Source organism: Serratia sp. szju, assembly GCF_044594185.1.
GTDB lineage: Bacteria > Pseudomonadota > Gammaproteobacteria > Enterobacterales > Enterobacteriaceae > Serratia > Serratia bockelmannii.
This window is the reverse complement of record NZ_CP172576.1, coordinates 4,402,902-4,424,633: the sequence shown is the minus strand read 5'-3', so window position 1 is coordinate 4,424,633 and position 21,732 is coordinate 4,402,902. Positions and strand designations below refer to the sequence as shown.

19 protein-coding genes are annotated in these 21,732 nt (G+C 60.1%); 9 read left to right on the top strand and 10 right to left on the bottom strand.

Features of this window, described 5'->3' with window-relative positions; genetic code table 11:
- Positions 1 to 288 precede the first annotated feature (288 nt).
- Both RE418_RS20905 and ychF read right to left on the bottom strand, forming a co-directional pair.
- Positions 289 to 873 carry a TetR/AcrR family transcriptional regulator gene (locus RE418_RS20905; RefSeq protein ID WP_025302488.1) on the bottom strand — a complete coding sequence of 195 codons (585 nt, stop codon included), beginning with the start codon at positions 871 to 873 and terminating at the stop codon, positions 289 to 291.
- Between the two features lie 297 nt (positions 874 to 1,170).
- Complete coding sequence (gene ychF / locus RE418_RS20900) at positions 1,171 to 2,262, bottom strand: redox-regulated ATPase YchF (protein WP_025302489.1); 1,092 nt, start codon at positions 2,260 to 2,262, stop codon at positions 1,171 to 1,173.
- A 334-nt stretch (positions 2,263 to 2,596) separates the two neighbouring features.
- Here ychF and RE418_RS20895 point away from each other — a divergent pair, with 334 nt between their 5' ends.
- Positions 2,597 to 4,126, top strand: a complete 1,530-nt coding sequence (locus RE418_RS20895) for a SulP family inorganic anion transporter (RefSeq protein WP_060432898.1) — start codon at positions 2,597 to 2,599, stop codon at positions 4,124 to 4,126.
- Positions 4,127 to 4,163: 37 nt separating this feature from the next.
- On the opposite strand, the gene pth is transcribed toward RE418_RS20895, so the two are convergent.
- Positions 4,164 to 4,754, bottom strand: coding sequence for an aminoacyl-tRNA hydrolase (gene pth / locus RE418_RS20890; RefSeq protein WP_004941053.1), 591 nt, complete (start codon positions 4,752 to 4,754; stop codon positions 4,164 to 4,166).
- 301 nt (positions 4,755 to 5,055) lie between these two features.
- Between pth and ychH the strand changes: the two genes are divergently transcribed.
- Positions 5,056 to 5,334, top strand: coding sequence for a stress-induced protein YchH (ychH, locus tag RE418_RS20885; RefSeq protein ID WP_025160276.1), 279 nt, complete (start codon positions 5,056 to 5,058; stop codon positions 5,332 to 5,334).
- 185 nt (positions 5,335 to 5,519) lie between these two features.
- On the opposite strand, the gene prs is transcribed toward ychH, so the two are convergent.
- The 3 genes from prs to lolB all read right to left on the bottom strand — a co-directional run bounded on the left by prs (position 5,520) and on the right by lolB (position 8,128).
- The gene (prs, locus tag RE418_RS20880; RefSeq protein ID WP_004941061.1) at positions 5,520 to 6,467 is read right to left on the bottom strand and encodes a ribose-phosphate diphosphokinase; all 948 of its coding nucleotides are present in this window, start codon (positions 6,465 to 6,467) and stop codon (positions 5,520 to 5,522) included.
- A gap of 174 nt (positions 6,468 to 6,641) precedes the next feature.
- The gene (gene ispE / locus RE418_RS20875; RefSeq protein ID WP_089180798.1) at positions 6,642 to 7,508 is read right to left on the bottom strand and encodes a 4-(cytidine 5'-diphospho)-2-C-methyl-D-erythritol kinase; all 867 of its coding nucleotides are present in this window, start codon (positions 7,506 to 7,508) and stop codon (positions 6,642 to 6,644) included.
- Entirely contained in the window at positions 7,505 to 8,128 is a 624-nt protein-coding gene (lolB, locus tag RE418_RS20870; protein WP_043141534.1) for a lipoprotein insertase outer membrane protein LolB, read from the bottom strand. The genes ispE and lolB overlap by 4 nt, the downstream gene beginning before the upstream one ends.
- 696 nt (positions 8,129 to 8,824) lie before the next feature.
- Here lolB and hemA point away from each other — a divergent pair.
- From hemA to kdsA, 6 genes are read left to right on the top strand one after another with little or no spacing between them, the layout of a single operon-like run.
- On the top strand, positions 8,825 to 10,087 hold the full coding sequence (hemA, locus tag RE418_RS20865; RefSeq protein WP_033638164.1) for a glutamyl-tRNA reductase: 1,263 nt from the start codon (positions 8,825 to 8,827) through the stop codon (positions 10,085 to 10,087).
- Between the two features lie 31 nt (positions 10,088 to 10,118).
- On the top strand, positions 10,119 to 11,204 hold the full coding sequence (gene prfA / locus RE418_RS20860; protein WP_089180799.1) for a peptide chain release factor 1: 1,086 nt from the start codon (positions 10,119 to 10,121) through the stop codon (positions 11,202 to 11,204).
- The gene (gene prmC, locus RE418_RS20855) at positions 11,204 to 12,037 is read left to right on the top strand and encodes a peptide chain release factor N(5)-glutamine methyltransferase (protein WP_089180800.1); all 834 of its coding nucleotides are present in this window, start codon (positions 11,204 to 11,206) and stop codon (positions 12,035 to 12,037) included. Before prfA ends, prmC begins: the two co-directional genes overlap by 1 nt.
- Before the next feature lie 41 nt (positions 12,038 to 12,078).
- Positions 12,079 to 12,480, top strand: a complete 402-nt coding sequence (locus RE418_RS20850) for a SirB2 family protein (protein ID WP_171455054.1) — start codon at positions 12,079 to 12,081, stop codon at positions 12,478 to 12,480.
- Complete coding sequence (gene sirB1, locus RE418_RS20845; protein WP_016928096.1) at positions 12,477 to 13,286, top strand: invasion regulator SirB1; 810 nt, start codon at positions 12,477 to 12,479, stop codon at positions 13,284 to 13,286. Before RE418_RS20850 ends, sirB1 begins: the two co-directional genes overlap by 4 nt.
- A gap of 58 nt (positions 13,287 to 13,344) precedes the next feature.
- On the top strand, positions 13,345 to 14,199 hold the full coding sequence (gene kdsA, locus RE418_RS20840; protein ID WP_038872048.1) for a 3-deoxy-8-phosphooctulonate synthase: 855 nt from the start codon (positions 13,345 to 13,347) through the stop codon (positions 14,197 to 14,199).
- Between the two features lie 47 nt (positions 14,200 to 14,246).
- On the opposite strand, the gene dauA is transcribed toward kdsA, so the two are convergent.
- Together dauA and RE418_RS20830 are read right to left on the bottom strand one after the other, a co-directional pair.
- Positions 14,247 to 15,935, bottom strand: a complete 1,689-nt coding sequence (dauA, locus tag RE418_RS20835; protein WP_089180801.1) for a C4-dicarboxylic acid transporter DauA — start codon at positions 15,933 to 15,935, stop codon at positions 14,247 to 14,249.
- A gap of 232 nt (positions 15,936 to 16,167) precedes the next feature.
- Complete coding sequence (locus RE418_RS20830) at positions 16,168 to 16,653, bottom strand: heme-degrading domain-containing protein (protein WP_025302499.1); 486 nt, start codon at positions 16,651 to 16,653, stop codon at positions 16,168 to 16,170.
- A gap of 198 nt (positions 16,654 to 16,851) precedes the next feature.
- Between RE418_RS20830 and RE418_RS20825 the strand changes: the two genes are divergently transcribed.
- A complete protein-coding gene (locus tag RE418_RS20825; protein ID WP_043141520.1) occupies positions 16,852 to 17,952 on the top strand; it encodes a GGDEF domain-containing protein in 1,101 nt (366 codons plus the stop codon).
- A gap of 32 nt (positions 17,953 to 17,984) precedes the next feature.
- On the opposite strand, the gene mfd is transcribed toward RE418_RS20825, so the two are convergent.
- Both mfd and RE418_RS20815 read right to left on the bottom strand, forming a co-directional pair.
- Complete coding sequence (mfd, locus tag RE418_RS20820; protein ID WP_089180802.1) at positions 17,985 to 21,458, bottom strand: transcription-repair coupling factor; 3,474 nt, start codon at positions 21,456 to 21,458, stop codon at positions 17,985 to 17,987.
- A 10-nt stretch (positions 21,459 to 21,468) separates the two neighbouring features.
- The gene (locus RE418_RS20815; RefSeq protein ID WP_016928090.1) at positions 21,469 to 21,729 is read right to left on the bottom strand and encodes a hypothetical protein; all 261 of its coding nucleotides are present in this window, start codon (positions 21,727 to 21,729) and stop codon (positions 21,469 to 21,471) included.
- Positions 21,730 to 21,732: the final 3 nt, after the last annotated feature.

The following is a 21,732-nucleotide window of genomic DNA, read 5'->3' as shown; positions in this document are numbered from 1 at the left end:
TTTCGGGCGGGGGGCCATGCATTCCACACAGACACGTGCGCTGAGCCAGGCAGGGAGGCCCGCCATGTTGTTGGAACATGCTGGGTTCCTGACAAACGGTCTGATGCAGGTGCGGTTGCGCAAGCGCAGAGGATCAAAGACACGCTGAGAATAAGAGAAACGAATATGAGTCGGCGGAGCCTTGGATAGGCCCGTGTTCGCAGCATTTTTAGTTTTGAAACGGGTGGCATGATTGTCGTGTCTTTTTAATGCGTGAGTACGCACTCATTATATAATTAAAAAAAGAAGCTAGATGGCTGTATGAACGTCAGGAAGCTCAATGGCTCGCATCATGGCTTCATAACCTGCGCGTTTGTAAATATCCAGCAGGTGAGGTTTTTGAACGGCCATATCGATAACGCCATTGGCCATTACCGTGCAGATCATGCCCTGAAACTCGCTCGACTGCGGTAAATCCAGCCCCTGGACCAACGGAATACCCAGTTGGGAAATATCACCGAACCGTACGCTTCTTTCCCTCTGCGCGCTGGATAACTTACCGGAGACCATCAATTTGTTTCCTGTCGCATACGCGGCGGGATTGGCGAGCGCCCAGTCAATGTAGGCATCCCAGGCGGCCTGCATGTGATCTTTACCCGGCAAAACGCCCTGTAAGCTTTGCGTCAGCAGGCACTCCATTTCATCAAGCAGGTAGTCGCAGACTGCGCTCAGCAGTACGTCCTTATTTTCAAAGTAGCGGAACAGCGTACCCTCCGAGACGCCAGCCTTCCTGGCGATGGCCGATGTGGGCGCCGCTAATCCTTGTTCGGCAAAAATGTCGGTGGCGGCCTGCAAGAGCGCCTGCTGCTTTTCTTCACTGCGAGGACGGGCCACTTTGAGGTTCCTTTAATAAGTGAGTAAACACTCATTATAGGGGTGCAATGGAATATGACAAGCCTTTTCCTGTAGGACAAGGGATCAACACGAGAGCTTTTTTCGTGCAGCGATGCGGATAATGCCGTCATGAAGGGCGTAATAAAACGTACGGCGAAGATCGTTCAGTGGGAAAGAACCGGGAGGGTGTGACGGCGTCCAGGTTGCCAAAACGCAGGTCCTGGAGACAAAAAAATCCACGCCGAAGCGTGGATTTTTCCGTTTCCGGCAGCGGAGAAAAGCGCTGCGGAGAGAGGCCTAGACGTTGAACAAGAAGTTCATTACGTCGCCGTCTTTGACGATGTAGTCTTTACCTTCGGAGCGCATTTTGCCGGCTTCTTTGGCACCTTGCTCACCCTTGTAGGTGATGAAGTCGTCATAGGAGATGGTTTGGGCGCGGATAAAGCCTTTCTCGAAGTCGGTGTGGATCTTGCCGGCCGCCTGCGGGGCAGTGGCGCCTACCGGGATGGTCCAGGCGCGCACTTCTTTCACGCCGGCGGTGAAGTAGGTCTGCAGGTTCAGCAGTTCATAACCGGCGCGGATCACGCGGTTCAGACCCGGCTCTTCCAGGCCCAGTTCGGCCATGAACTCGTCGCGCTCTTCGTCTTCCAGCTCGGCGATGTCGGATTCCACGGCGGCGCACACGGCAACCACCACGGAGCCTTCGGCGTCGGCGATTTTACGCACGGTGTCCAGGTACGGGTTGTTCTCGAAGCCGTCTTCGTTGACGTTGGCGATGTACATGGTCGGCTTCAGGGTCAGGAAGCTCAGGTATTTGATCGCCGCCTTGTCTTCATCGGTCAAATCCAGCGCGCGCAGCATGCCGGCGTTTTCCAGGTGCGGCAGGCATTTCTCCAGCGCCGCCAGCTCGGCTTTGGCGTCTTTGTCGCCGCCTTTGGCTTTCTTCTGCACGCGGTGGATGGCGCGCTCGCAGGTGTCCAGGTCAGACAGCGCCAGTTCGGTGTTGATCACGTCGATGTCTTCGGCGGGATCGACCTTGTTGTTGACGTGAATGATGTTGTCGTTCTCGAAGCAGCGCACCACGTGGCCGATGGCTTCGGTTTCGCGGATGTTGGTCAGGAACTGGTTGCCCAGGCCTTCACCTTTGGACGCGCCTTTCACCAGGCCGGCGATGTCGACGAATTCCATGGTGGTCGGCAGAATGCGCTGCGGCTTGACGATCTCGGCCAGCTTATCCAGACGCGGATCGGGCATCGGCACCACACCGGTGTTCGGTTCAATGGTGCAGAACGGGAAGTTGGCTGCTTCAATGCCCGCTTTGGTCAACGCGTTGAACAGGGTGGATTTGCCTACGTTAGGCAGGCCGACGATACCGCATTTGAATCCCATGTTGTAATCACCTTAAATATCTTAACTATCAGTCAGTTATATTTAACCAACTGCATAAAGGGCAAAATAATGCCGCCATTATACACGTAATGGGCGTTTATCTCGATCAGACTTGCTTGGCTGGGGCGAGTGCAGCGCGGGCGACCGGTTTTTGATTGAGATTTGGATCACATTTACCCATACTGGCCGTTCCGATTAACCGACAGGAAACGCGCCGGATGTATTTCTTGCCTACGCCACCCTGAGCTGTGCCCGCCAGCAGTCTGCCGCCCCTTGCGGTACCCCATACCCGCTACGCGGGGAGATGATGTCATCTGTCATAAGTGAATAATGCATGTTTAACCTGAGTAACGTCAGGATCGCGGACGTTAAAAATGAAGTCCTGGCGGGCTTTGTGGTGGCGGTTTCGATGATCCCCGAGGCGGTCGGCTTTTCGCTGGTCGCCGGTCTTTCGCCGATCGTCGGTTTGCATACCGCGTTTATTATCGGCCTGGTCACGGCGCTGTTCGGCGGCAAGCCGGGCATGGTTTCCGGCGCCGCAGGTTCCATTGTGGTGGTGCTGATGAGCCTGGCGGCGCAGTACGGCATGGGTTACGTACTGTGGGCCACGCTGTTTGCCGGGGGGATTCAAATCCTGATCGGCGCCTTTCGGCTGGGCAAGTTCATTCGTCTGGTGCCGCTGCCGGCGATCCACGGCTTCGTCAACGGTCTGGCAATCGTCATCATGCTGGCGCAGTTGAAGATGATCGCCGGGCAGGGCCCGCTGATGTACGGCCTGGTGGCGCTGGCGATTGCGGTGGTGGTGCTGTTCCCGCGCCTGACCAAAGCCATTCCGTCTTCGCTGGCGGCGCTGCTGGTGGTCTCGGCGTTGGCGATCGGCCTCAATCTGCATACGCTGCGGGTGGGCGATCTGGCGGACATTTCCGGCGCGCTGCCGCACTTCAGCCTGCCGACGGTGCCGTTTACCCTGGAGATGGTGCGGGTGGTGCTACCCTATGCGGTAGTGATTGCCCTGGTCGGTTTGATTGAATCGCTGCTGACCATGACGGTGCTGGATGAAATGGGCGGCAAGAAGGGGAACGGCAACCGCGAGAGTATCGCGCAGGGCGCCGGTAACGCGGTGTGCGGCCTGTTCGGCTGCTTCGCCGGTTGTGCGATGATCGGCCAGTCGATCATCAACTTCACCTCGGGCGGGCGCGGGCGCATCTCCGGCACGGTGGGCGCTATCCTGCTGATTTTATTTGTGGTTAGCCTGTCGCGCTATATCGGCCTGCTGCCAGTGGCGGCGCTGGCCGGGGTGATGCTGGTGGTGTGTTACAACACTTTCGAGTGGAGTTCGCTGCGCCGTTTGCGTCGTATGCCGAAGGCGGACGCGCTGGTGATGATCGCCGTCACGTTGATCACCATCTTTACCGATCTGGCGGTGGCGGTGATCAGCGGGGTGATTATCTCGGCGCTGGTGTTCGCCTGGCAGCAGGCACGCATCCGCGTGCGCCAGCGGCAGGTGACGGGCGACGTGGCGGTGTATCGGCTCGATGGTCCGCTGTTCTTCGGCTCGGCCGCGGCTTTTGCCGAGCTGTTCGAGCCGCAAGGCGATCCGCAGAACGTGGTGCTGGACTTTGCCGGCACCCGGGTGATGGATTCCAGCGGCGTAGAAGCGATCGATAAGCTGACGGCGCGTTATCTGGCGGCGGGGAAAAGCATTCGTCTGCGCCACCTGAGCGGTGACTGCGTGCGCCTGCTCAAGCGCGCCGGGCCGTTCTGCAGCCATGAACTGGACGATCCGCAGTATTACGTGGCGGAGGAGGGGTTCGCCGCCGATGACCGCCGCGTGGGCGAGGAGACCTTCAACCCGCGCGGCTAAAAGCCGGCAGCGGGCAGGGCGCCCGCTGCGGTAAGGTTCAGGCCTGCGCCTTGAAGCTGTGCAGGCGCTGAACGGTTTTTTCCAGCCCGTCCTTCATCAGCATCTCGGTGCAGCGCAGCGATTCGTCGATCGCTTCGTCAATCATCTTCTGCTCGCTGGCCGGCGGTTTGCCGAGCACGAAGCCCACCACCTTGTTCTTGTCGCCCGGATGGCCGATGCCGATGCGCAGGCGGTAGAAGTTCGGGTTATTGCCGAACTTGTTCTGGATGTCTTTCAGGCCGTTGTGGCCGCCGTTGCCGCCGCCGAGCTTGATTTTGGCCACGCCGGGCGGCAGATCCAGCTCGTCGTGCGCCACCAGGATCTCGTTGGGTTCGATGCGGTAGAAATTGGCCATCGCCAGCACCGCTTTGCCGCTCAGGTTCATGAAGGTGGTCGGCACCAGCAGGCGCACGTCGTTGCCCGCCAGGTTCAAGCGGGCGGTGTAACCGAAGAACTTGCTCTCTTCTTTCAACTGCTGGTTGTGGCGCTGGGCCAGCAGATCGACGTACCAGGCGCCGGCGTTGTGGCGCGTCTGGGCGTATTCCGCGCCCGGGTTGGCCAAGCCGACTATCAATTTAATACTGCTCACTGGAAGATTCGCTATGATCAGGATAATGGAAAGGGCCTTAGTCTACCTGCCGGGACGGCGAATGACAAAATCCGATCTCCGCCGTCGCCTTAGGTAAGAAAGACGAGTGATTCATTAGCTGAATAATTCAATTTGTCCGCTAATTTTCAGCGGCGCGTTAAGAAGTGTCAATAATTCTTTACCATTTGTGATCGCCTCCGCAATCCCCTTGCCGCCACAAGGACTATACTTAACTTATCAAAGTGGGTTAACAAGTTGCAGCGTTATCCCGGTTGGCACATGGCAATCATGGAGGTGGCATATGAAACGTAGAAACGCGGACAGAATGGGCAACTTTTTTATGGGGCTGGGCCTGGTCGTGATGATCGGTGGCGTCGGATACTCCATTATTGCTGAAGTATCCCAGTTCGATTTACCGCAATTTTTCGCCCACGGCGCCATCATGAGCATCTTCGTCGGCGCGCTGTTGTGGCTGGTAGGCGCGCGTATCGGCGGTCGCGAGCAGGTAGCGGATCGCTACTGGTGGGTAAAACACTTTGATAAACGGTGCCGTAACGACCAACATCGTTCGTCACATTGATTAAAAAATCAGAAGGGAAGCGAGAGCAGGGCAAGGGAATATCTGCCATGCATTAAGGTCTGAGGTCATGTTGGACTACGAGTAGAAAACCCGTTGTTGCTCACGCACCAACGGGTTTTTCTTTTTCTGCTGTCGGGCTCGCTATCTTTCCGGCACGGTGGGCGCCGCACCGGAAAGACGACGAATCAATGCTCGAACATCGCAGAGATCGACTCTTCGTTGCTGATGCGGCGGATGGCTTCAGCCAGCATGCCGGACAGGGTCAGAGTGCGAACGTTTTTCAGTGCCTTGATTTCCGGCGACAGCGGAATGGTGTCGCAGACGATCACTTCATCAATCACCGAGTTCTTGATGTTGTCCACGGCGTTGCCAGAGAAGATCGGGTGCGTCGCGTAGGCGAATACGCGCTTGGCACCGCGTTCCTTCAACGCTTCAGCCGCTTTACACAAGGTACCGCCGGTGTCGATCATGTCGTCGACCAGCACGCAGTCGCGGCCTGCCACGTCACCGATGATATGCATCACCTGAGACACGTTCGCACGCGGGCGGCGTTTGTCGATGATGGCCATATCGGTATCATTCAGCAGTTTAGCGATGGCGCGGGCACGCACGACGCCGCCGATGTCCGGGGAAACCACGATTGGGTTTTCCAGGTTCTGCTGCAGCATGTCTTCCAGCAGGATCGGGCTGCCGAACACGTTGTCTACCGGTACGTCGAAGAAGCCTTGAATCTGTTCAGCATGCAGATCCACCGTCAGAACGCGGTCAACCCCCACGCTGGAGAGGAAATCGGCAACCACCTTGGCAGTGATTGGCACGCGCGCGGAACGCACGCGGCGATCCTGGCGTGCATAGCCGAAGTAAGGGATAACGGCGGTAATACGACCTGCGGAGGCGCGACGCAGGGCGTCGACCATCACAACCAGTTCCATCAGGTTGTCGTTGGTCGGGGCACAGGTGGACTGGATGATGAAAATATCACCGCCGCGTACATTTTCGTTGATTTGCACGCTCACTTCGCCGTCGCTAAAACGACCTACAGCGGCGTCACCAAGGCTGGTGTACAAACGGTTGGCAATACGTTGTGCTAGTTCCGGGGTGGCGTTACCAGCAAAAAGCTTCATATCAGGCACGAGAAGAACCTCAGGCTTGCGTCCAGAGAAGATATTGTCATACGACATCGCCAAGGGGCAGTCGGCGACGCCGGCGCAATATACATACGGGTATGTAAAACTAAAATTGAGACCGCAGGCAGCGCAGGGATAACAGGGCCAGGTGTGCATGACCCTGCGCAGCGAAACGTTGAGCTACGACTCAAACCGCCCGGAACGAATGCGATGTAGTGGGGAGACGTTAACGCCGCGCGCTACAAAACCACACAACCACTCCGGGGCTTGATTTAACACCTGGCGGGCGGCGATTTCTGTGTCGAACTCAGCAAACACACAAGCACCTGTGCCAGTCAGGCGTGACGGGGCGTATTCTAACAGCCATGAAAGAAGCTGTTCAACCTCGCGAAAACGTTTTCTTGCGATCGGTTCGCAATCATTTGCGTACGGCGCCTGCAACAGCTCACTTAAGGAGCAAACCGGGGTGTCTCTTTTCAATTCGGGGTCACCGAAGATAACCGGTGTCGGGATGCCGACGCCGGGATGTGCCACCAGATACCACTTTTCCTGCGGCTCGGCCGGCTGCAGGCGCTCGCCGATGCCTTCGGCGAAGGCGGCGTGGCCGCGCACGAACACCGGCACGTCGGCGCCGAGGCTAAGCCCCAACTCTGCCAGTTGGTCGTCGCCAAGACCGCAGCGCCACAGTTCGTTCAGCGCCACCAGCACGGTGGCGGCGTTGGAGGAGCCGCCGCCCAGGCCGCCGCCCATCGGCAGGCGCTTGTCGATGCTGATGTCGGCGCCGCGCGGCGCGGTTTGCAGGCCGCGTTCATCGCAATAGCGCTGCAGCAGGCGGGCGGCGCGCACGATCAGGTTCTGCTCGTCCGGCACGCCGTCGACCGGCGTCAGCAGATGAATGCGGTCGTCCTGGCGCGGGTCAATGGTCAGGGTGTCGCCGTAGTCCAAAAACTGGAACAGCGTCTGCAACAGGTGATAGCCGTCTTCACGACGGCCGGTGATGTACAAAAACAGGTTGAGTTTCGCGGGGGAGGGCCACTGGCGGATCATTTGAGCGTCCAGTTATCCATCTTCAGCTTGATGCGCTGGTCGCCCTGCTGCAGCTCCAGACGGTTCGGCAGCGTCGGCTGCACGTCGTTGCTGTAGCCCTGGTAATCCACCTTCCAGGTCTGGCCGCCTTGCTGATAGGTCAGCTTGTTCAGGCGATATTGATCGTCCAGCGCAAAATCGTTGGCTTCGCCCGGCAGGCCGAGCATCCACTGGCGCAGGTTGTTCAGCGGGATCGCCATGCCGGTCAGCTTGCGGATCATCTCCTCCGGGTTGTCGCTGACGTAGCGTTTGCCCTGGTTGTCGGTCAGCTGCACCACGTTTTTCTGCACGTTGAGATCCATTTCCGTGCTGCCCAGCGGGTTGGTCAACAGCAGGCGGTAGCGCTCCGGCGAGAACTGCTGCCAGAAGAAGCGGGCGTAGACTTTTTTCTGATCAGACAAGTAGGCGAAGGAGCCGCGGGTCTGATAGGTGCTGAGCTGCTGCACCGCCTGCTCATGGGCGCGCCACTGCGGTGAGGTCGGGCTGGTGGCCGGGCCGGTCGGCTTGGTGGTGGTACAGGCGGCCAGCACCAGGCTGGCCAGCGGGATCAGACGGAGCAAACTAACTTTGCGTATTGGCATAACTTTCTCTTGTCCTTTTGTCCTTGCGGGCATGCGCGACGAAACCCGGATTCAGCGCTCACGCTAACGGGGCGGCGGCGACGCGTCAATTTTTTGCTGCATCGCGTTGAATCTTGCCGCTTTTACCGGCGCAATGCCAACCGGCGCGCGCGTCGGGGTCGGCATTAAGATTAACACAATCGTTTCGTAGCGCTGCCCGGGCGCAACAATTTTCGTTACGGCAGGGGGCCGCCGTTAGCGTTTGGTTGATGTTTGTCTCGGTATGCTGCCGGGGGTTTTTGTTGCGGGAAATAATCGAATGAAGATAGCGGTGCGGATAATCATTTCGCTTCTGTGCTTTGCCGGTGCGGTATTTTTTTATTTTCAGGCCAAGCAGGTTTTTTGCCAGCAGGTCTCTTTTATCCTGGATCCCTCCTACCGTTGCGGCACGCTGGGTTGGTAAACGCGCGGATTATAAGCGGATAACCTGCAGGTTTTACCGAATCCTGCGCGGGATATCACATCTTGCGCTAAAATTCAGTATGTTATGTCGTCAAATTATAAATCATCTCACTGTATTTATTGGTTATTCATCGATTGATGCCGTCTATGGCAACGATTGAACGGAAGATGCGGTTGTTACTTTTATTGATCCTGCGCATCAAGTAGAATGCCGTTCAACGAGAACCCGTACCAACAGAAGTATTACTCGAAGCAATGACCCTGCTGGCGTTAGGTATAAATCACAAAACCGCTCCGGTTTCTCTGCGTGAAAGGGTGACCTTCTCGCCAGAGTCCATCGATGAGGCGCTGACCAGCTTGCTCCAACAACCGTTGGTGCAGGGCGGCGTCGTGTTGTCCACCTGCAACCGCACCGAGCTGTATCTCAGCGTGGAGCAGCAGGAACACATGCACGAGCAGCTGGTCGCCTGGCTGTGCGCGTACCACAACCTGCGCCCGGAAGAGGTGAAGAAAAGCCTGTACTGGCATCAGGGCAACGACGCAGTCAGCCATCTGATGCGGGTGGCCAGCGGGTTGGACTCACTGGTACTGGGCGAACCGCAGATCCTCGGCCAGGTGAAAAAGGCCTTCGCCGAGTCGCAACGCGGCCAGTCGCTGTCCGGCGAGCTGGAGCGCCTGTTCCAGAAATCCTTCTCCGTCGCCAAGCGCGTGCGCACCGAAACCGACATCGGCGCCAGCGCGGTCTCCGTGGCGTTTGCCGCCTGCACCCTGGCGCGGCAGATCTTCGAATCGCTGGCCGATCTCAACGTCTTGCTGGTGGGCGCCGGTGAAACCATCGAGCTGGTGGCGCGCCACCTGCGCGAGCACAAAGTGCGGCACATGATCATCGCCAACCGCACCCGCGAGCGCGCGCAGCTGCTGGCGGACGAGGTGGGCGCGGAAGTGATCACCCTGCCGGAGATCGACGAACGCCTGGCGGACGCCGACATCATCATCAGTTCCACCGCCAGCCCGCTGCCGATCATCGGCAAGGGGATGGTGGAACGCGCGCTGAAGGCGCGCCGCAACCAGCCGATGCTGCTGGTGGATATCGCCGTACCGCGCGATATCGAGCCGGAAGTCGGCAAACTGGCCAACGCCTATCTGTACAGCGTGGACGATCTGCACGCCATCATTCAAAGCAACCTGGCGCAGCGCAAAGCGGCGGCGGTGCAGGCGGAGTCGATCGTGCAGCAGGAAAGCACCAACTTCATGGCCTGGCTGCGCTCGCAGGGCGCGGTGGAAACCATCCGCGACTACCGTTCGCAGGCCGACCAAATTCGCGCAGAGATGGAGGCCAAAGCGCTGGCCGCCATCGCGCAGGGTGCCAACGTGGAGCAGGTTATTCACGAGCTGGCCCATAAACTGACCAACCGTCTTATTCATGCCCCCACCAAATCCCTCCAGCAGGCCGCCGGCGACGGCGACGTGGAGCGGTTGCAGTTATTACGCGACAGCCTCGGGCTGGATCAGCATTAGTTTTCTCTATTAACAGGGTTTATTACCACGCATGAAGCCTTCTATTGTTGCCAAACTGGAAGCGTTACAAGAGCGCCATGAAGAAGTGCAGGCGCTGCTCGGCGATGCCGGCGTCATCGCCGACCAAGACCGGTTCCGCGCGCTGTCGCGAGAATACGCGCAGCTGACCGACGTCAGCCGCTGCTTCCTGGAATGGCGTCAGGTGCAGGAGGATCTGGAGACGGCGGAAATGATGCTGGACGATCCGGAAATGCGCGAGATGGCGCAGGAAGAGCTAAAACAGGCGCGGGCGGCCAGCGAAGAGCTGGAACAGCAGCTTCAGGTGTTGCTGCTGCCGAAAGATCCGGACGATGAGCGCAGCTGCTTCCTCGAAGTGCGCGCCGGCACCGGCGGCGATGAGGCGGCGATCTTCGCCGGCGATCTGTTCCGCATGTACAGCCGCTATGCGGAAAGCCGCCGCTGGCGCGTCGAGATGATGAGCGCCAACGAAGGTGAACACGGCGGCTTCAAAGAAGTGATTGCCAAAGTTTCCGGCGACGGTGTGTACGGTCAGCTGAAGTTTGAATCCGGCGGCCACCGCGTGCAGCGCGTGCCGGAAACCGAATCCCAGGGGCGCATCCACACCTCCGCCTGCACCGTGGCGGTGATGCCGGAAGTGCCGGAAGCCGAGCTGCCGGACATCAACCCGGGCGACCTGAAAATCGACACCTTCCGCTCCTCCGGCGCCGGTGGCCAGCACGTTAACACCACCGACTCGGCGATCCGTATCACCCACCTGCCGACCGGCATCGTGGTGGAGTGCCAGGACGAACGTTCGCAGCACAAAAACAAAGCCAAGGCGATGTCGGTGCTGGGCGCGCGCATTCGCGCCGCCGAGATGGCCAAGCGCCAGCAGGCCGAGGCGTCCACTCGCCGCAACCTGCTGGGCAGCGGCGACCGTTCCGACCGCAACCGCACTTACAACTTCCCGCAGGGGCGGGTAACCGACCACCGCATCAACCTGACGCTCTACCGTCTGGACGAAGTGATGGAAGGCAAACTGGACATGCTGATCCAGCCGATCGTGCAGGAGTATCAGGCCGATCAGCTGGCTGCGCTGTCCGCCGAGCAAGAGTGATGGACTATCAACACTGGCTGAAAACCGCCGCCGCGCGTTTGATCCATAGCGACAGCGCCCGGCGCGACGCGGAAATCCTGTTGGGTTTCGTGACCGGCAAGGCCAGAACCTTCCTGATGGCGTTCGGCGAAACCCTGCTGACGCCGCCGCAGCAACAGCAGCTGGAGACGCTGCTGGCGCGCCGCGAACGCGGTGAGCCGGTGGCCTATCTGGTGGGCGAGCGCGAGTTTTGGTCGCTGCCGCTGTCGGTTTCACCCGCGACGCTGATCCCACGCCCGGATACCGAATGCCTGGTGGAACTGGCGCTGGCGCGCCTGCCGCCGCAACCCTGCCATTTCCTCGATCTTGGCACCGGCACCGGCGCCATCGCGCTGGCGCTGGCCAGTGAGCGCCCGGATTGTTCGGCTATCGGCATCGATGTGCAGCCAGAGGCGGTTGCGCTGGCGCAGCACAATGCGCGCAAGCTGAAGATCGACAACGTCCGATTTCTACAGGGCAGCTGGTTTGCGCCGGTGGCGGGGCAACGCTTCGCACTGATCGCCAGTAATCCACCTTATATCGACGCCGCCGATCCGCATTTGTCGCAGGGCGACGTGCGCTTCGAGCCCGGCAGTGCGCTGGTCGCCGCCGATCATGGGCTGGCGGATCTGGCCGCCATCGTGCGCCAGGCGCCGCACTATTTGCAGCCGCAGGGCTGGCTGCTGTTGGAACATGGTTGGCAGCAGGGCGAGAGCGTGCGCACGCTGCTGCAGGCCGCCGGATTTTCCGCTGTCGCCACCCACCGTGATTACGGCGACAACGACCGCGTGACGCTCGGCCAATGGCCGGGGTAAGCGCCTCTCATAATAACGACGCCCGAGCCATTTAAGGGAGCATCATGACTGCATACACCGCGTTGAAACATTTCCATTTGCTGACGGTCGCCATCAGTATTACCTTGTTTGTGCTGCGTTTCTTTTGGCAGTGGCGCCGCTCGCCGATCATGGGCCGCCGCTGGGTCAAGATAGCGCCGCACCTGAACGATACGCTGCTGTTCGTCAGCGGCATCGCGCTGGTGGTGACGTTCGGGTTTTATCCGCTGCTGGGTATGGACTCATGGCTGACCGAGAAGCTGTTTGGCGTTATTATCTATATCCTGCTTGGCTACGTCGCATTGGGCAAGAAGACCAAAAGTCAGCGGCTGCGAACCGTGGCGTTCGTGCTGGCGTTGGGCTGTCTGTATCTGATAATTAAACTTGCCACGACGAAAATACCGTTTCTGATGGGATACCTATGAGTAGCATTGCTGATTTTGAATTTAACACCTCGCCGCTGAGCGAAGGGGTGATCCTGGTGTCGCAGTCGGTGCGGCGCGATTTTCCCGCTGCCGACGTGGAGCGCAAGCTGCAACAGCTGGTGGATGAAGCGCGCGCGGCGGTGCCGGTCGATATCACTCAGGAGCAGCAACTGGATGCGCTCATCGAACTGTTCTACAAGACCTGGGGGTTCGGCGGCGCCAGCGGCGTTTACCGCCTGTCGGACGCCATCTGGCTGGACAAGGTGCTGGAAGGGCGGCAGGGCACGCCGGTTTCGCTGGGCACCATTTTCCTGCACATCGCCAACGCGCTGGATCTGCCGCTGTTGCCGGTGATTTTCCCCACTCAGCTGATCCTGCGTGCCGATTGGCTGGACGAAGAGCTGTGGCTGATCAACCCGCTGAACGGTGAAACCCTGAGTGAGCACCAGCTGGAAGTGTGGATCAAGGGCAACCTGGGGCTGGGCGCCGAACTGGAAGACGACGACCTCGACGAGTCGGAGAACATCATGGTGGTGCGCAAGATGCTGGATACGCTGAAGGCTGCCCTGATGGAAGAAAAACAGCTGGAAATGGCGCTGCGCACCAGCGAAACGGTGCTGTGCTTCGATCCGGAAGATCCGTACGAGATCCGCGACCGTGGGCTGATTTACGCCCAGTTGGAGTGCAACCATATCGCGATTTCCGATCTCAACTATTTTGTCGAGCAGTGTCCTGAAGACCCGGTCAGCGAAGTGATCAAAGTACAGATCCACTCGATTGAGCCGAAACAGGTGACGCTGCATTAATTCAATGACTCCGTGCAGTTTGCAAGGCGACGGTTACAACCTTAACAAAGGCGAAAGCATGAAACAGAAAGTGGTTAGCATTGGCGATATCGACGTAGCAAACGATCTGCCGTTTGTGCTGTTTGGCGGTATGAACGTGCTGGAATCGCGCGATCTGGCGATGAGCATCTGCGAGCACTACGTTACCGTGACGCAAAAACTGGGCATTCCTTACGTATTCAAAGCCTCTTTCGACAAAGCCAACCGTTCTTCCATCCACTCGTACCGCGGTCCGGGCCTGGAAGAAGGGATGAAGATCTTCGAAGAGCTGAAAAAAACCTTCGGCGTGAAAATCATCACCGACGTGCATGAAGCGGCACAGGCGCAGCCGGTTTCCGAAGTGGTGGACGTGATCCAGCTGCCGGCCTTCCTGGCGCGTCAGACCGATCTGGTGGAAGCGATGGCGAAAACCGGCGCGGTGATCAACGTCAAGAAGCCACAGTTCGTCAGCCCGGGGCAGATGGGCAATATCGTCGACAAGTTCAAAGAAGGCGGCAACGACCAGGTGATCCTGTGCGATCGCGGCAGCAACTTTGGCTATGACAACCTGGTGGTCGACATGCTGGGCATCAACGTGATGAAAAACGTGACCGGTGGTCATCCAGTGATCTTCGACGTAACCCACGCACTGCAGACCCGCGATCCGTTCGGCGCCGCGTCCGGCGGCCGTCGTGCTCAGGTGGCCGAGCTGGCGCGCGCCGGTATGGCGGTTGGCCTGGCCGGCCTGTTCCTCGAAGCGCACCCGGATCCGAAAAACGCCAAGTGCGACGGCCCGTCCGCGCTGCCGTTGGACAAGCTGGAGCCGTTCCTGGCGCAGATGAAAGCCATCGACGACCTGGTGAAGAGCTTCCCGGAGCTGGATACCAGCAACTAAGCGCTCGTCGCCATAAAAAAAGCCCGACTCGTCGGGCTTTTTTACGTTTAAGCGCCGGTGGCCGCCAGCGCTTCCGGCAGCGTCGGGTAGAACTGCAAGCGGCCCTCGATCGGCTGCACCCGCGCACGCGCCAGGGTTTTCAGCGGCTGGAACGGCACGTCGGTGATCACCAGTTTCTTGTCCGCCGGCAGCACGTCGATAAAGCGACGCAGGGCGCTCAGACCGCCGGCGTCGAGCACCGGCACCGCATCCCATTGCAGCACGATCGTGCGGTAACCTTCGCTGCGCGCCAGCAGTTCGGTAAAGATGCGCTCGGCGGCGGCGAAGAACAGCGGGCCGTTCACCCGCAGCACCAGGCGGCCGTCGCCGGCACTCAGCTCGCTCAGCCGCGTCATGCGGGCGATGCGGCGCATAAACAGCAGCGACGCCAACACGATGCCCACGGTAATGGCGATCACCATGTCGAACAGCACCGTCAGCGACATGCACAGCAGCAGCACCAGAATGTCGTCCTTCGGCGCCCGGCGCAGCAGGTAAACCACCTTGTGGGCCTCACTCATGTTCCAGGCGACCATCAACAGCAGCGCCGCCATCGCCGCCAGCGGCAGATAAGAGAGCCACGGCGCCAGCACCAGCAGCGCCAACAGCACCAGCAGCGCGTGGATGATGGCGGATACCGGTGAGGTGGCACCGGCGCGCACGTTGGCCGCCGAACGGGCAATCGCGGCGGTAGCGGTGATGCCGCCGAAGAACGGCGCGATGATGTTGCCCGCGCCCTGGCCGATCAGTTCGCTGTTCGAGTTATGCTTCTTGCCGGTCATGCCGTCGAGCACCACGGCGCACAGCAGTGACTCGATCGCGCCGAGCATTGCCATCGAAAACGCCGCCGGCAGCAGGGCGGAGACGGTTTGCCAACTCAGAGTGAACGGCTGCCCGCCGCCGCCCGGCAGATCCCAGGGCAGCAGCAGCTGCGGCAGGATCGGCGGAATGCCCTGGCCGCTGCTGCCATCGGCCAGCAGGTAGCTGAAGCGGGAACCGATGGTCGCCACCGGGTGGTCAAACAGCGTCAGCAGCCCCATCAGCGCGGTGCCCGCCAGCAGCGCCGGCAGGTGGCCGGGCACCCGCAGGCCGAGCTTGGGCCAGAAGATCAGGATCAGCAGCGTCACGGCGCCGATCAGGGTATCGCCGAGATCCAGCGTTGGCAGCGCCTGCAGCAGGGCGTACAGCTTGCCAACGTAATTTTCCGGCGTGTGCGCCAGCTGCAGGCCGAAAAAGTCCTTGATCTGCATGGTGGCGATGGTGATGGCAATGCCGGAGGTAAAGCCCAGCGTCACCGGCAGCGGAATGTATTCGATCAGCCGGCCAAAGCGCGCCAGCCCCATCAGCAGCAGAAATACCCCGGAGATCAGCGTGGCGACCAGCAGGCCGGCCAGGCCGAACTGCTGCGAGACCGGATAGAGGATCACCACGAAGGCGGCGGTGGGGCCGGAGACGCTGTAGCGCGAACCGCCGCTGACGGCGATGACGATGCCGGCGATGGCGGCGGTATACAGGCCGTACTGCGGCGGCACGCCGCTGGCGATCGCCAGCGCCATCGCCAGCGGAATGGCGATAATGCCGACCGTCACCCCGGCGATAGCGTCTTTCAGCAACCGCGCCAGACTATAAGGTTCCCGCCAGCAGGCGTCTATCAGCGCGCTGAAGGGGCGAATTTTGTTTATTTCATGCGTTTTCATCTACGGTGCGTACCAAATCTTCAAAAGTGAAAGGAATGGCGGGCCCGATGAGGTCCGTCTTGTCACGTGACAGATACCATACGCCTTTTGTTCAGCGGATTACCAGACCTGCGTCAATTTGGCACAGGAAATCAGAGAGTCGTCGTTTTATCCGGCGCTAAATGCCGTTAACAGGTAAGTAAGCCGCAGATTCTGCGGCTTAAAAAGAAAGGAATAATCAAGGTTTTGGCGGTTAGTGCAGAGCGGGTAGGGATAAGCCGAGAAAGTGGGCTAAAGTGCTTACCAACAGCTGGTGATCTTCCTTCTGCGGCGCGCCGGAAATGCTGATGCTGCCGACGCAGCCGAGGCCGGTCAGGGTGAGCGGGAAGGCGCCGCCGTGCACCGAATAGTCGCGCACGCTCAGCCCGTAACGCTCCTCCAGCGACGTTTGCCGCTGCTGCAGGCGCAGGCCGATGGCGTAAGAACTTTTGTGAAAATGGTTCACCAGATTGCGCTTGCGCCGCACCCAGTCGGCGATGTCCGGCGTGGCGCCCGGCATGGCGTAATAAAACAGCGTCTGCCCGGCCAGTTGGATTTCGATGGCGATGCTCAGGCCGCGTCGCTCGGCGGCGGTTTTCAGCGCCGCGCCCAGCTCCCAGGCGGTGGTGGCGTCAAAATGGGTAAAGGCCAGCGTCGCTTCCTGTTCGCTGAGCGCCTGCAGTTCATCGTCGATATTCATGCGTTTCTCCCCCGATATACAAAGGACAGAGTAGCCTGAAGCGTGCGTCGTGAGATAGACGGCTTGGCGATAAGATAGAACTGCTACTCTATTAATAGACTGTGTAAAATGGCCGCCGCCGAAGCGGAGACGACAGGGATGCGTTATTCAACGTCTTTACATTACCCCTGGCGATCCCGAGGAGCGCGCTGACTATTTATGACTTACATTGCGTCCATTTCCACCCTTTACAGCGACGCTTGCATCACCTATGCCACGCTGTCGGTAAGCTATTTCGTTCTCAGCAAGAATGCCCCGTTTTCCTACCGTTCCGCACTGTGGAAGCGCGTCGTGTTCGGCCTGCTGGCCGGGGTGGCGGTGCTGTATTTGAGTCAGGATCGGCTGGTGTTGACCGATAAGGTACATTACAGCTTTGCGATGATCCCGATGATACTGGTGACGTTCTTCGGCGGCGGCGTCAGCGGACTGGTGAGTTTTCTGTTCGCCATGGCGCTTACCGGCGGTTTCACCGTCGATAACCTGTTCATCGCCTCGATCATCGCGCCGCTGCTGCTGTCGCAGGTGTGGCTGAAAAAATCCCACCGGACGTTTTACCTGACGATCGGCATTATCGCGCTGTATCGCATCGCGGTGGTGTGGCTGCTGGTGGACATGAGCGGGCTGTGGCCGGATGTGTTGCTGTACCAGGCGGTTTCCGCGCTCTGTCTGGCGATTTGCTATCATGCGCTGAATTTCAAAGAGCGCCACATCTACGCCTATTTCGCGATGCGTGCGCGTGCCACGACCGACAGTGTGACCCACATCAACAACCGCGCCAGCGTCGATTATCAGCTGATGCTGCAGCGTGCCGAGCGCCGCCCGTGCGGGCTGATGATCCTCGATTTGGATAACTTTAAAAGCATCAACGATACCTACGGTCATCCGGCCGGTGACGTGCTGCTGGCCAGCGTCGGCCGGCTGCTGCAAAACAGCGTGCGTAACGAGGACTTCGTCGGGCGCTACGGTGGCGAGGAGTTTATGGTGATCACCGCCAGCTACGATCCGCAGGTCATCGGCGGGGTGGCGGAGCGCATTCGCAGCGCGGTGGAAAGTTCGACGTTCTTGCTGAATGCACACGACGAAGCGCACATCACGATGTCCATCGGCGTGTCGCTGTATCTGCCTGGCATGACGTTGGACAAGGCGATCGCCATGACCGACGAAGCGTTGTACGAGGCGAAGCGCAGCGGCAAAAACCGGGTGGTGACCAGCCGCGTGATGCAGCTGGCGCCACTGGGCGCCGGTTTTCCGCGCGGATAAGCCGCCCCCGTCGTAGCGACGGGGGCGTTGCCTTAGGCCGCCAGCGTGTGTTCGCGGAAGGCGTTCAGCAGCTCTTCGGTGAACGTCAGGCGTTTCTGGCGATCGGCCAGATCGAGCGTGAACTTCAGCTTACTCGGGCCGTCCAGGCGGTAAACCTGCGGATTGCCCTGCAACAGGCCGATCAGATAACCCGGGTCAACGCGGTTGTTGTCGCCGAACTCGATAAAGCCGCCGCGCTCGTTGCTCTCGATGCGTTTGATCCCCAGCCTCTGCGCATGCAGGCGCAGCGCCGCGCATTGCAACAGGTTGCGCGCCGCATCCGGCAGCTGGCCGAAGCGGTCGATCAGTTCGACCTTCAACTCGTCAAGCTCACCGTCGTTCTTCGCGCTGGCGATACGCTTATACAGTGACAGGCGGGTATTGACGTCGGGAATGAAGTCTTCCGGCAGCAGCGTCGGCATGCGCAGTTCTACCTCGGTCTGGCTGCTGGTGAGATCTTCCAACGACGGTTCGCGACCGTTTTTCAACGCGTCGACGGCGCTTTCCAGCAGTTCCATATAGAGCGAGAAACCGACGGTGGTCATTTGGCCGCTCTGGTCTTCACCCAGCAGCTCACCGGCGCCGCGGATCTCCAGATCGTGGGTTGCCAGCGCGAACCCGGCGCCGAGATCTTCCAGCGACGCGATGGCCTCGAGCCGTTTATGGGCGTCGGTGCCCATGGCTTTCGGGTTTGGCGTCAGCAGATAGGCGTAAGCCTGGTGGTGCGAACGCCCGACGCGGCCGCGCAATTGATGCAGCTGCGCCAGGCCGAAGCGATCGGCCCGCTCGATGATGATGGTGTTGGCGCTGGGGATATCGATGCCGGTTTCGATGATGGTGGTGCACACCAGCACGTTGAAGCGCTGGTGGTGGAAATCGTTCATCACCCGCTCCAGATCGCGTTCACGCATCTGGCCGTGGCCGATGGCGATGCGCGCTTCAGGCACCAGTTCAGCCAGGCGCTGCGCCGCTTTCTCGATGTTTTCCACGTCGTTGTAAAGGTAGTAAACCTGGCCGCCGCGCAGCACTTCGCGCAGGATCGCCTCGCGCACCACCAGGCTGTCGTATTCGCGCACGAAGGTCTTCACCGCCAAGCGGCGCGCCGGCGGAGTGGCGATGATCGACAGATCGCGCATGCCGCTCATCGCCATGTTCAGCGTCCGCGGGATTGGCGTGGCGGTCAGCGTCAGGATATCGACATCGGCGCGCATCGCCTTGATGCGCTCCTTGTGGCGCACGCCAAAGCGGTGCTCTTCATCGACGATCAGCAGCCCCAAATCCTTCCAGCGCAGATCGCTCTGCAGCAGTTTGTGGGTGCCGATGATGATGTCCACTTTGCCTTCGGCCGCGTCGTCCAGCACCTGTTGCTGCTCTTTGGCGCTGCGGAAGCGCGACATCATCTCGATGCGGATCGGCCAGGTGGCGAAGCGATCGCGGAAGTTGTCGAAGTGCTGCTGCGCCAGCAGCGTCGTCGGCACCAGCACCGCCACCTGCTTGCCGTTTTCCACCGCCAGGAAGGCGGCGCGCATCGCCACTTCGGTTTTGCCGAAGCCGACGTCGCCGCACACCAGGCGGTCCATCGCCAGCGGCTGGCACATGTCGCTCAGCACCGCGTTGATCGCCTGTTCCTGATCCGGCGTGGTTTCGAACGGGAAGCTCTGGCAGAACAGCTGGTACTGCTCGCGGTTGTGTTTGAAGGCGAAACCGGCCTTGGCGGCGCGCTGGGCGTAAATATCCAGCAGCTCGGCCGCCACGTCGCGCACCCGCTCGGCGGCTTTCTGCCGCGCGCGCGTCCAGGCGTCGCCGCCCAGTTTGTGCAGCGGGGCGTTTTCGTCCGCGCCGCCGGCGTAGCGGCTGATCAGATGCAGCGATGACACCGGCACGTACAGCTTGTCCTCACCGGCGTAGGAGAGGATCAGGTACTCGGCCTTGATGCCGCCGGCCTCCAGCGTGGTCAGGCCGACGTAGCGGCCGACGCCGTGTTCCAGGTGCACCACCGGCTGGCCGGGATGCAGCTCCGCCAGGTTGCGGATCAGGGTATCGGTGTTGATGGTGCGCCGGTTGTCCTGCCGGCGGCGGCTGACGCGCTCACCGAGCAGATCGCTTTCGCAGATCAGCGCCCGCCGGCGCAGGCCGTCGAGGAAGCCGTGTTCGGCGGCGCCGACCATCATGTAACGGCCCGCCGTTTCCGCCTGATCGAGGCGCTGAATCAGCGCCGGCGCCAGCTTGATGCGGCCGAGCAGATCCTGCAGCGTTTCACGCCGCCCCTCGCTCTCGACGGAGAAAATCACGCTGCCGTCGAAGCCTTCGATAAAGCGCCGCAGATTATCCAGCGGGGATTTATGCTGCGCCTGCACCGCCAGATCGGGCAGGGTATGGTAGTCCAGATTGGTATTGCCGGCCTTGGCCGGCAGCTCATCGGTTTTCAGCGCGATGCGCTGCCAGGCCTTCAGCTCGCCGAACAGTGCGTCGACGCGCAGCCACAGCGTATCCGGCGCCAGCAGCGGGCGCATCGGATCGACGCGGCGGCTTTCGTAACGCTGGTTGACGTCCTGCCAGAAGCGCTCGGCGGCGCCCTCCAGATCGCCGGTGTTGACGATCAGCGTATTGCCTGGCAGGTAGCTGAACAGCGACGGCAGCGGCTGGCTGAAGAACAGCGGCTGCCAGTATTCGATACCGGCGGGCCAGGCGCTTTTGCTGACCTGCTGATAGATGTGTTCGGCGTCGCGACGCACCTCAAACTGCTCGCGCCACTGGCTGCGGAACAGCTCGATGGCGTTCTTGTCGGTGGGGAACTCGTGGGCCGGCAACAGATTGATGGCCTCGACTTCGCTCAGCGTACGCTGGGTATCGACGTCGAAGATACGCAGACTGTCGATTTCGTCATCGAAAAAGTCGATGCGGTAAGGCTCATCGCTGCCCATCGGGTAAAGATCGAGCAGCGCGCCGCGGGTGGCGAATTCGCCGTGCTCCATCACCTGATCGACGCTGCGGTAGCCGGCCTGTTCCAACTGCGCGCGCAGCTTGTCGCGCGACAGGCGCTGGCCTTTCTTCATCACCAGCGCGTGGCCGTGCAGGAATTCGTGCGGGCAGACGCGCTGCATCAGGGTGTTGACCGGCAGAATGATCACACCACGCGCCATGGTCGGCAGGTGATACAGGCTCGACAAACGATCTGAGATGATTTCCTGGTGCGGCGAGAAGCTGTCGTACGGCAGGGTTTCCCAGTCGGACAGCGTAGTCACCATCTGGTCAGTGAACTGCTGGATCTCGTCGCGCAGCCGCAGGGCGTTTTGCATATCCGGCGCGATCAGCATCACCGGGCCAGGGTGGCGTTCTACGATCTCGGCGCATTCCACGGCACAGGCCGCGCCGGTCAGTTGCCCCAGTTGGCGCAGATCGCCCGCGCGATCGGGCAGAGAATAACGAGGGGATGAAGAACGGTTACGGCTATCGGAAGTGCTCATTCAGGTATCTTTAATCAATGTGTTGGATGGCGTCCCGGCACGGATAACCCAGCGCCTTTATGCTGTTTATAGTAGCCCAGCGGCCGGCAAACTGACACAGCAAAAAGCGCTGCTCATCAATTTTCTGCCGGTTATTTAACCGGTTAATGCCGTCTGTTTTTTGCGGCTGAGGATAAATAACGCGCGAAGCTGCCGCCGTCTCCCTCTTCGCCGCCACGCAATAAAAGGCCGTCGGGTGTTCCCTAAACGAGGGAGAGCCTTTATTATCCATGAT

Coding starts and splice junctions, on each gene's coding strand:
- ychF (WP_025302489.1), bottom strand. CDS start 2,262: ATGGGATTCAAATGCGGTATCGTCGGCCTGCCTAACGTAGGCAAATCC.
- RE418_RS20895 (WP_060432898.1), top strand. CDS start 2,597: ATGTTTAACCTGAGTAACGTCAGGATCGCGGACGTTAAAAATGAAGTC.
- ychH (WP_025160276.1), top strand. CDS start 5,056: ATGAAACGTAGAAACGCGGACAGAATGGGCAACTTTTTTATGGGGCTG.
- ispE (WP_089180798.1), bottom strand. CDS start 7,508: ATGATCCGCCAGTGGCCCTCCCCCGCGAAACTCAACCTGTTTTTGTAC.
- lolB (WP_043141534.1), bottom strand. CDS start 8,128: ATGCCAATACGCAAAGTTAGTTTGCTCCGTCTGATCCCGCTGGCCAGC.
- hemA (WP_033638164.1), top strand. CDS start 8,825: ATGACCCTGCTGGCGTTAGGTATAAATCACAAAACCGCTCCGGTTTCT.
- prfA (WP_089180799.1), top strand. CDS start 10,119: ATGAAGCCTTCTATTGTTGCCAAACTGGAAGCGTTACAAGAGCGCCAT.
- prmC (WP_089180800.1), top strand. CDS start 11,204: ATGGACTATCAACACTGGCTGAAAACCGCCGCCGCGCGTTTGATCCAT.
- sirB1 (WP_016928096.1), top strand. CDS start 12,477: ATGAGTAGCATTGCTGATTTTGAATTTAACACCTCGCCGCTGAGCGAA.
- kdsA (WP_038872048.1), top strand. CDS start 13,345: ATGAAACAGAAAGTGGTTAGCATTGGCGATATCGACGTAGCAAACGAT.
- dauA (WP_089180801.1), bottom strand. CDS start 15,935: ATGAAAACGCATGAAATAAACAAAATTCGCCCCTTCAGCGCGCTGATA.
- RE418_RS20830 (WP_025302499.1), bottom strand. CDS start 16,653: ATGAATATCGACGATGAACTGCAGGCGCTCAGCGAACAGGAAGCGACG.
- RE418_RS20825 (WP_043141520.1), top strand. CDS start 16,852: ATGACTTACATTGCGTCCATTTCCACCCTTTACAGCGACGCTTGCATC.
- mfd (WP_089180802.1), bottom strand. CDS start 21,458: ATGAGCACTTCCGATAGCCGTAACCGTTCTTCATCCCCTCGTTATTCT.
- RE418_RS20815 (WP_016928090.1), bottom strand. CDS start 21,729: ATGGATAATAAAGGCTCTCCCTCGTTTAGGGAACACCCGACGGCCTTT.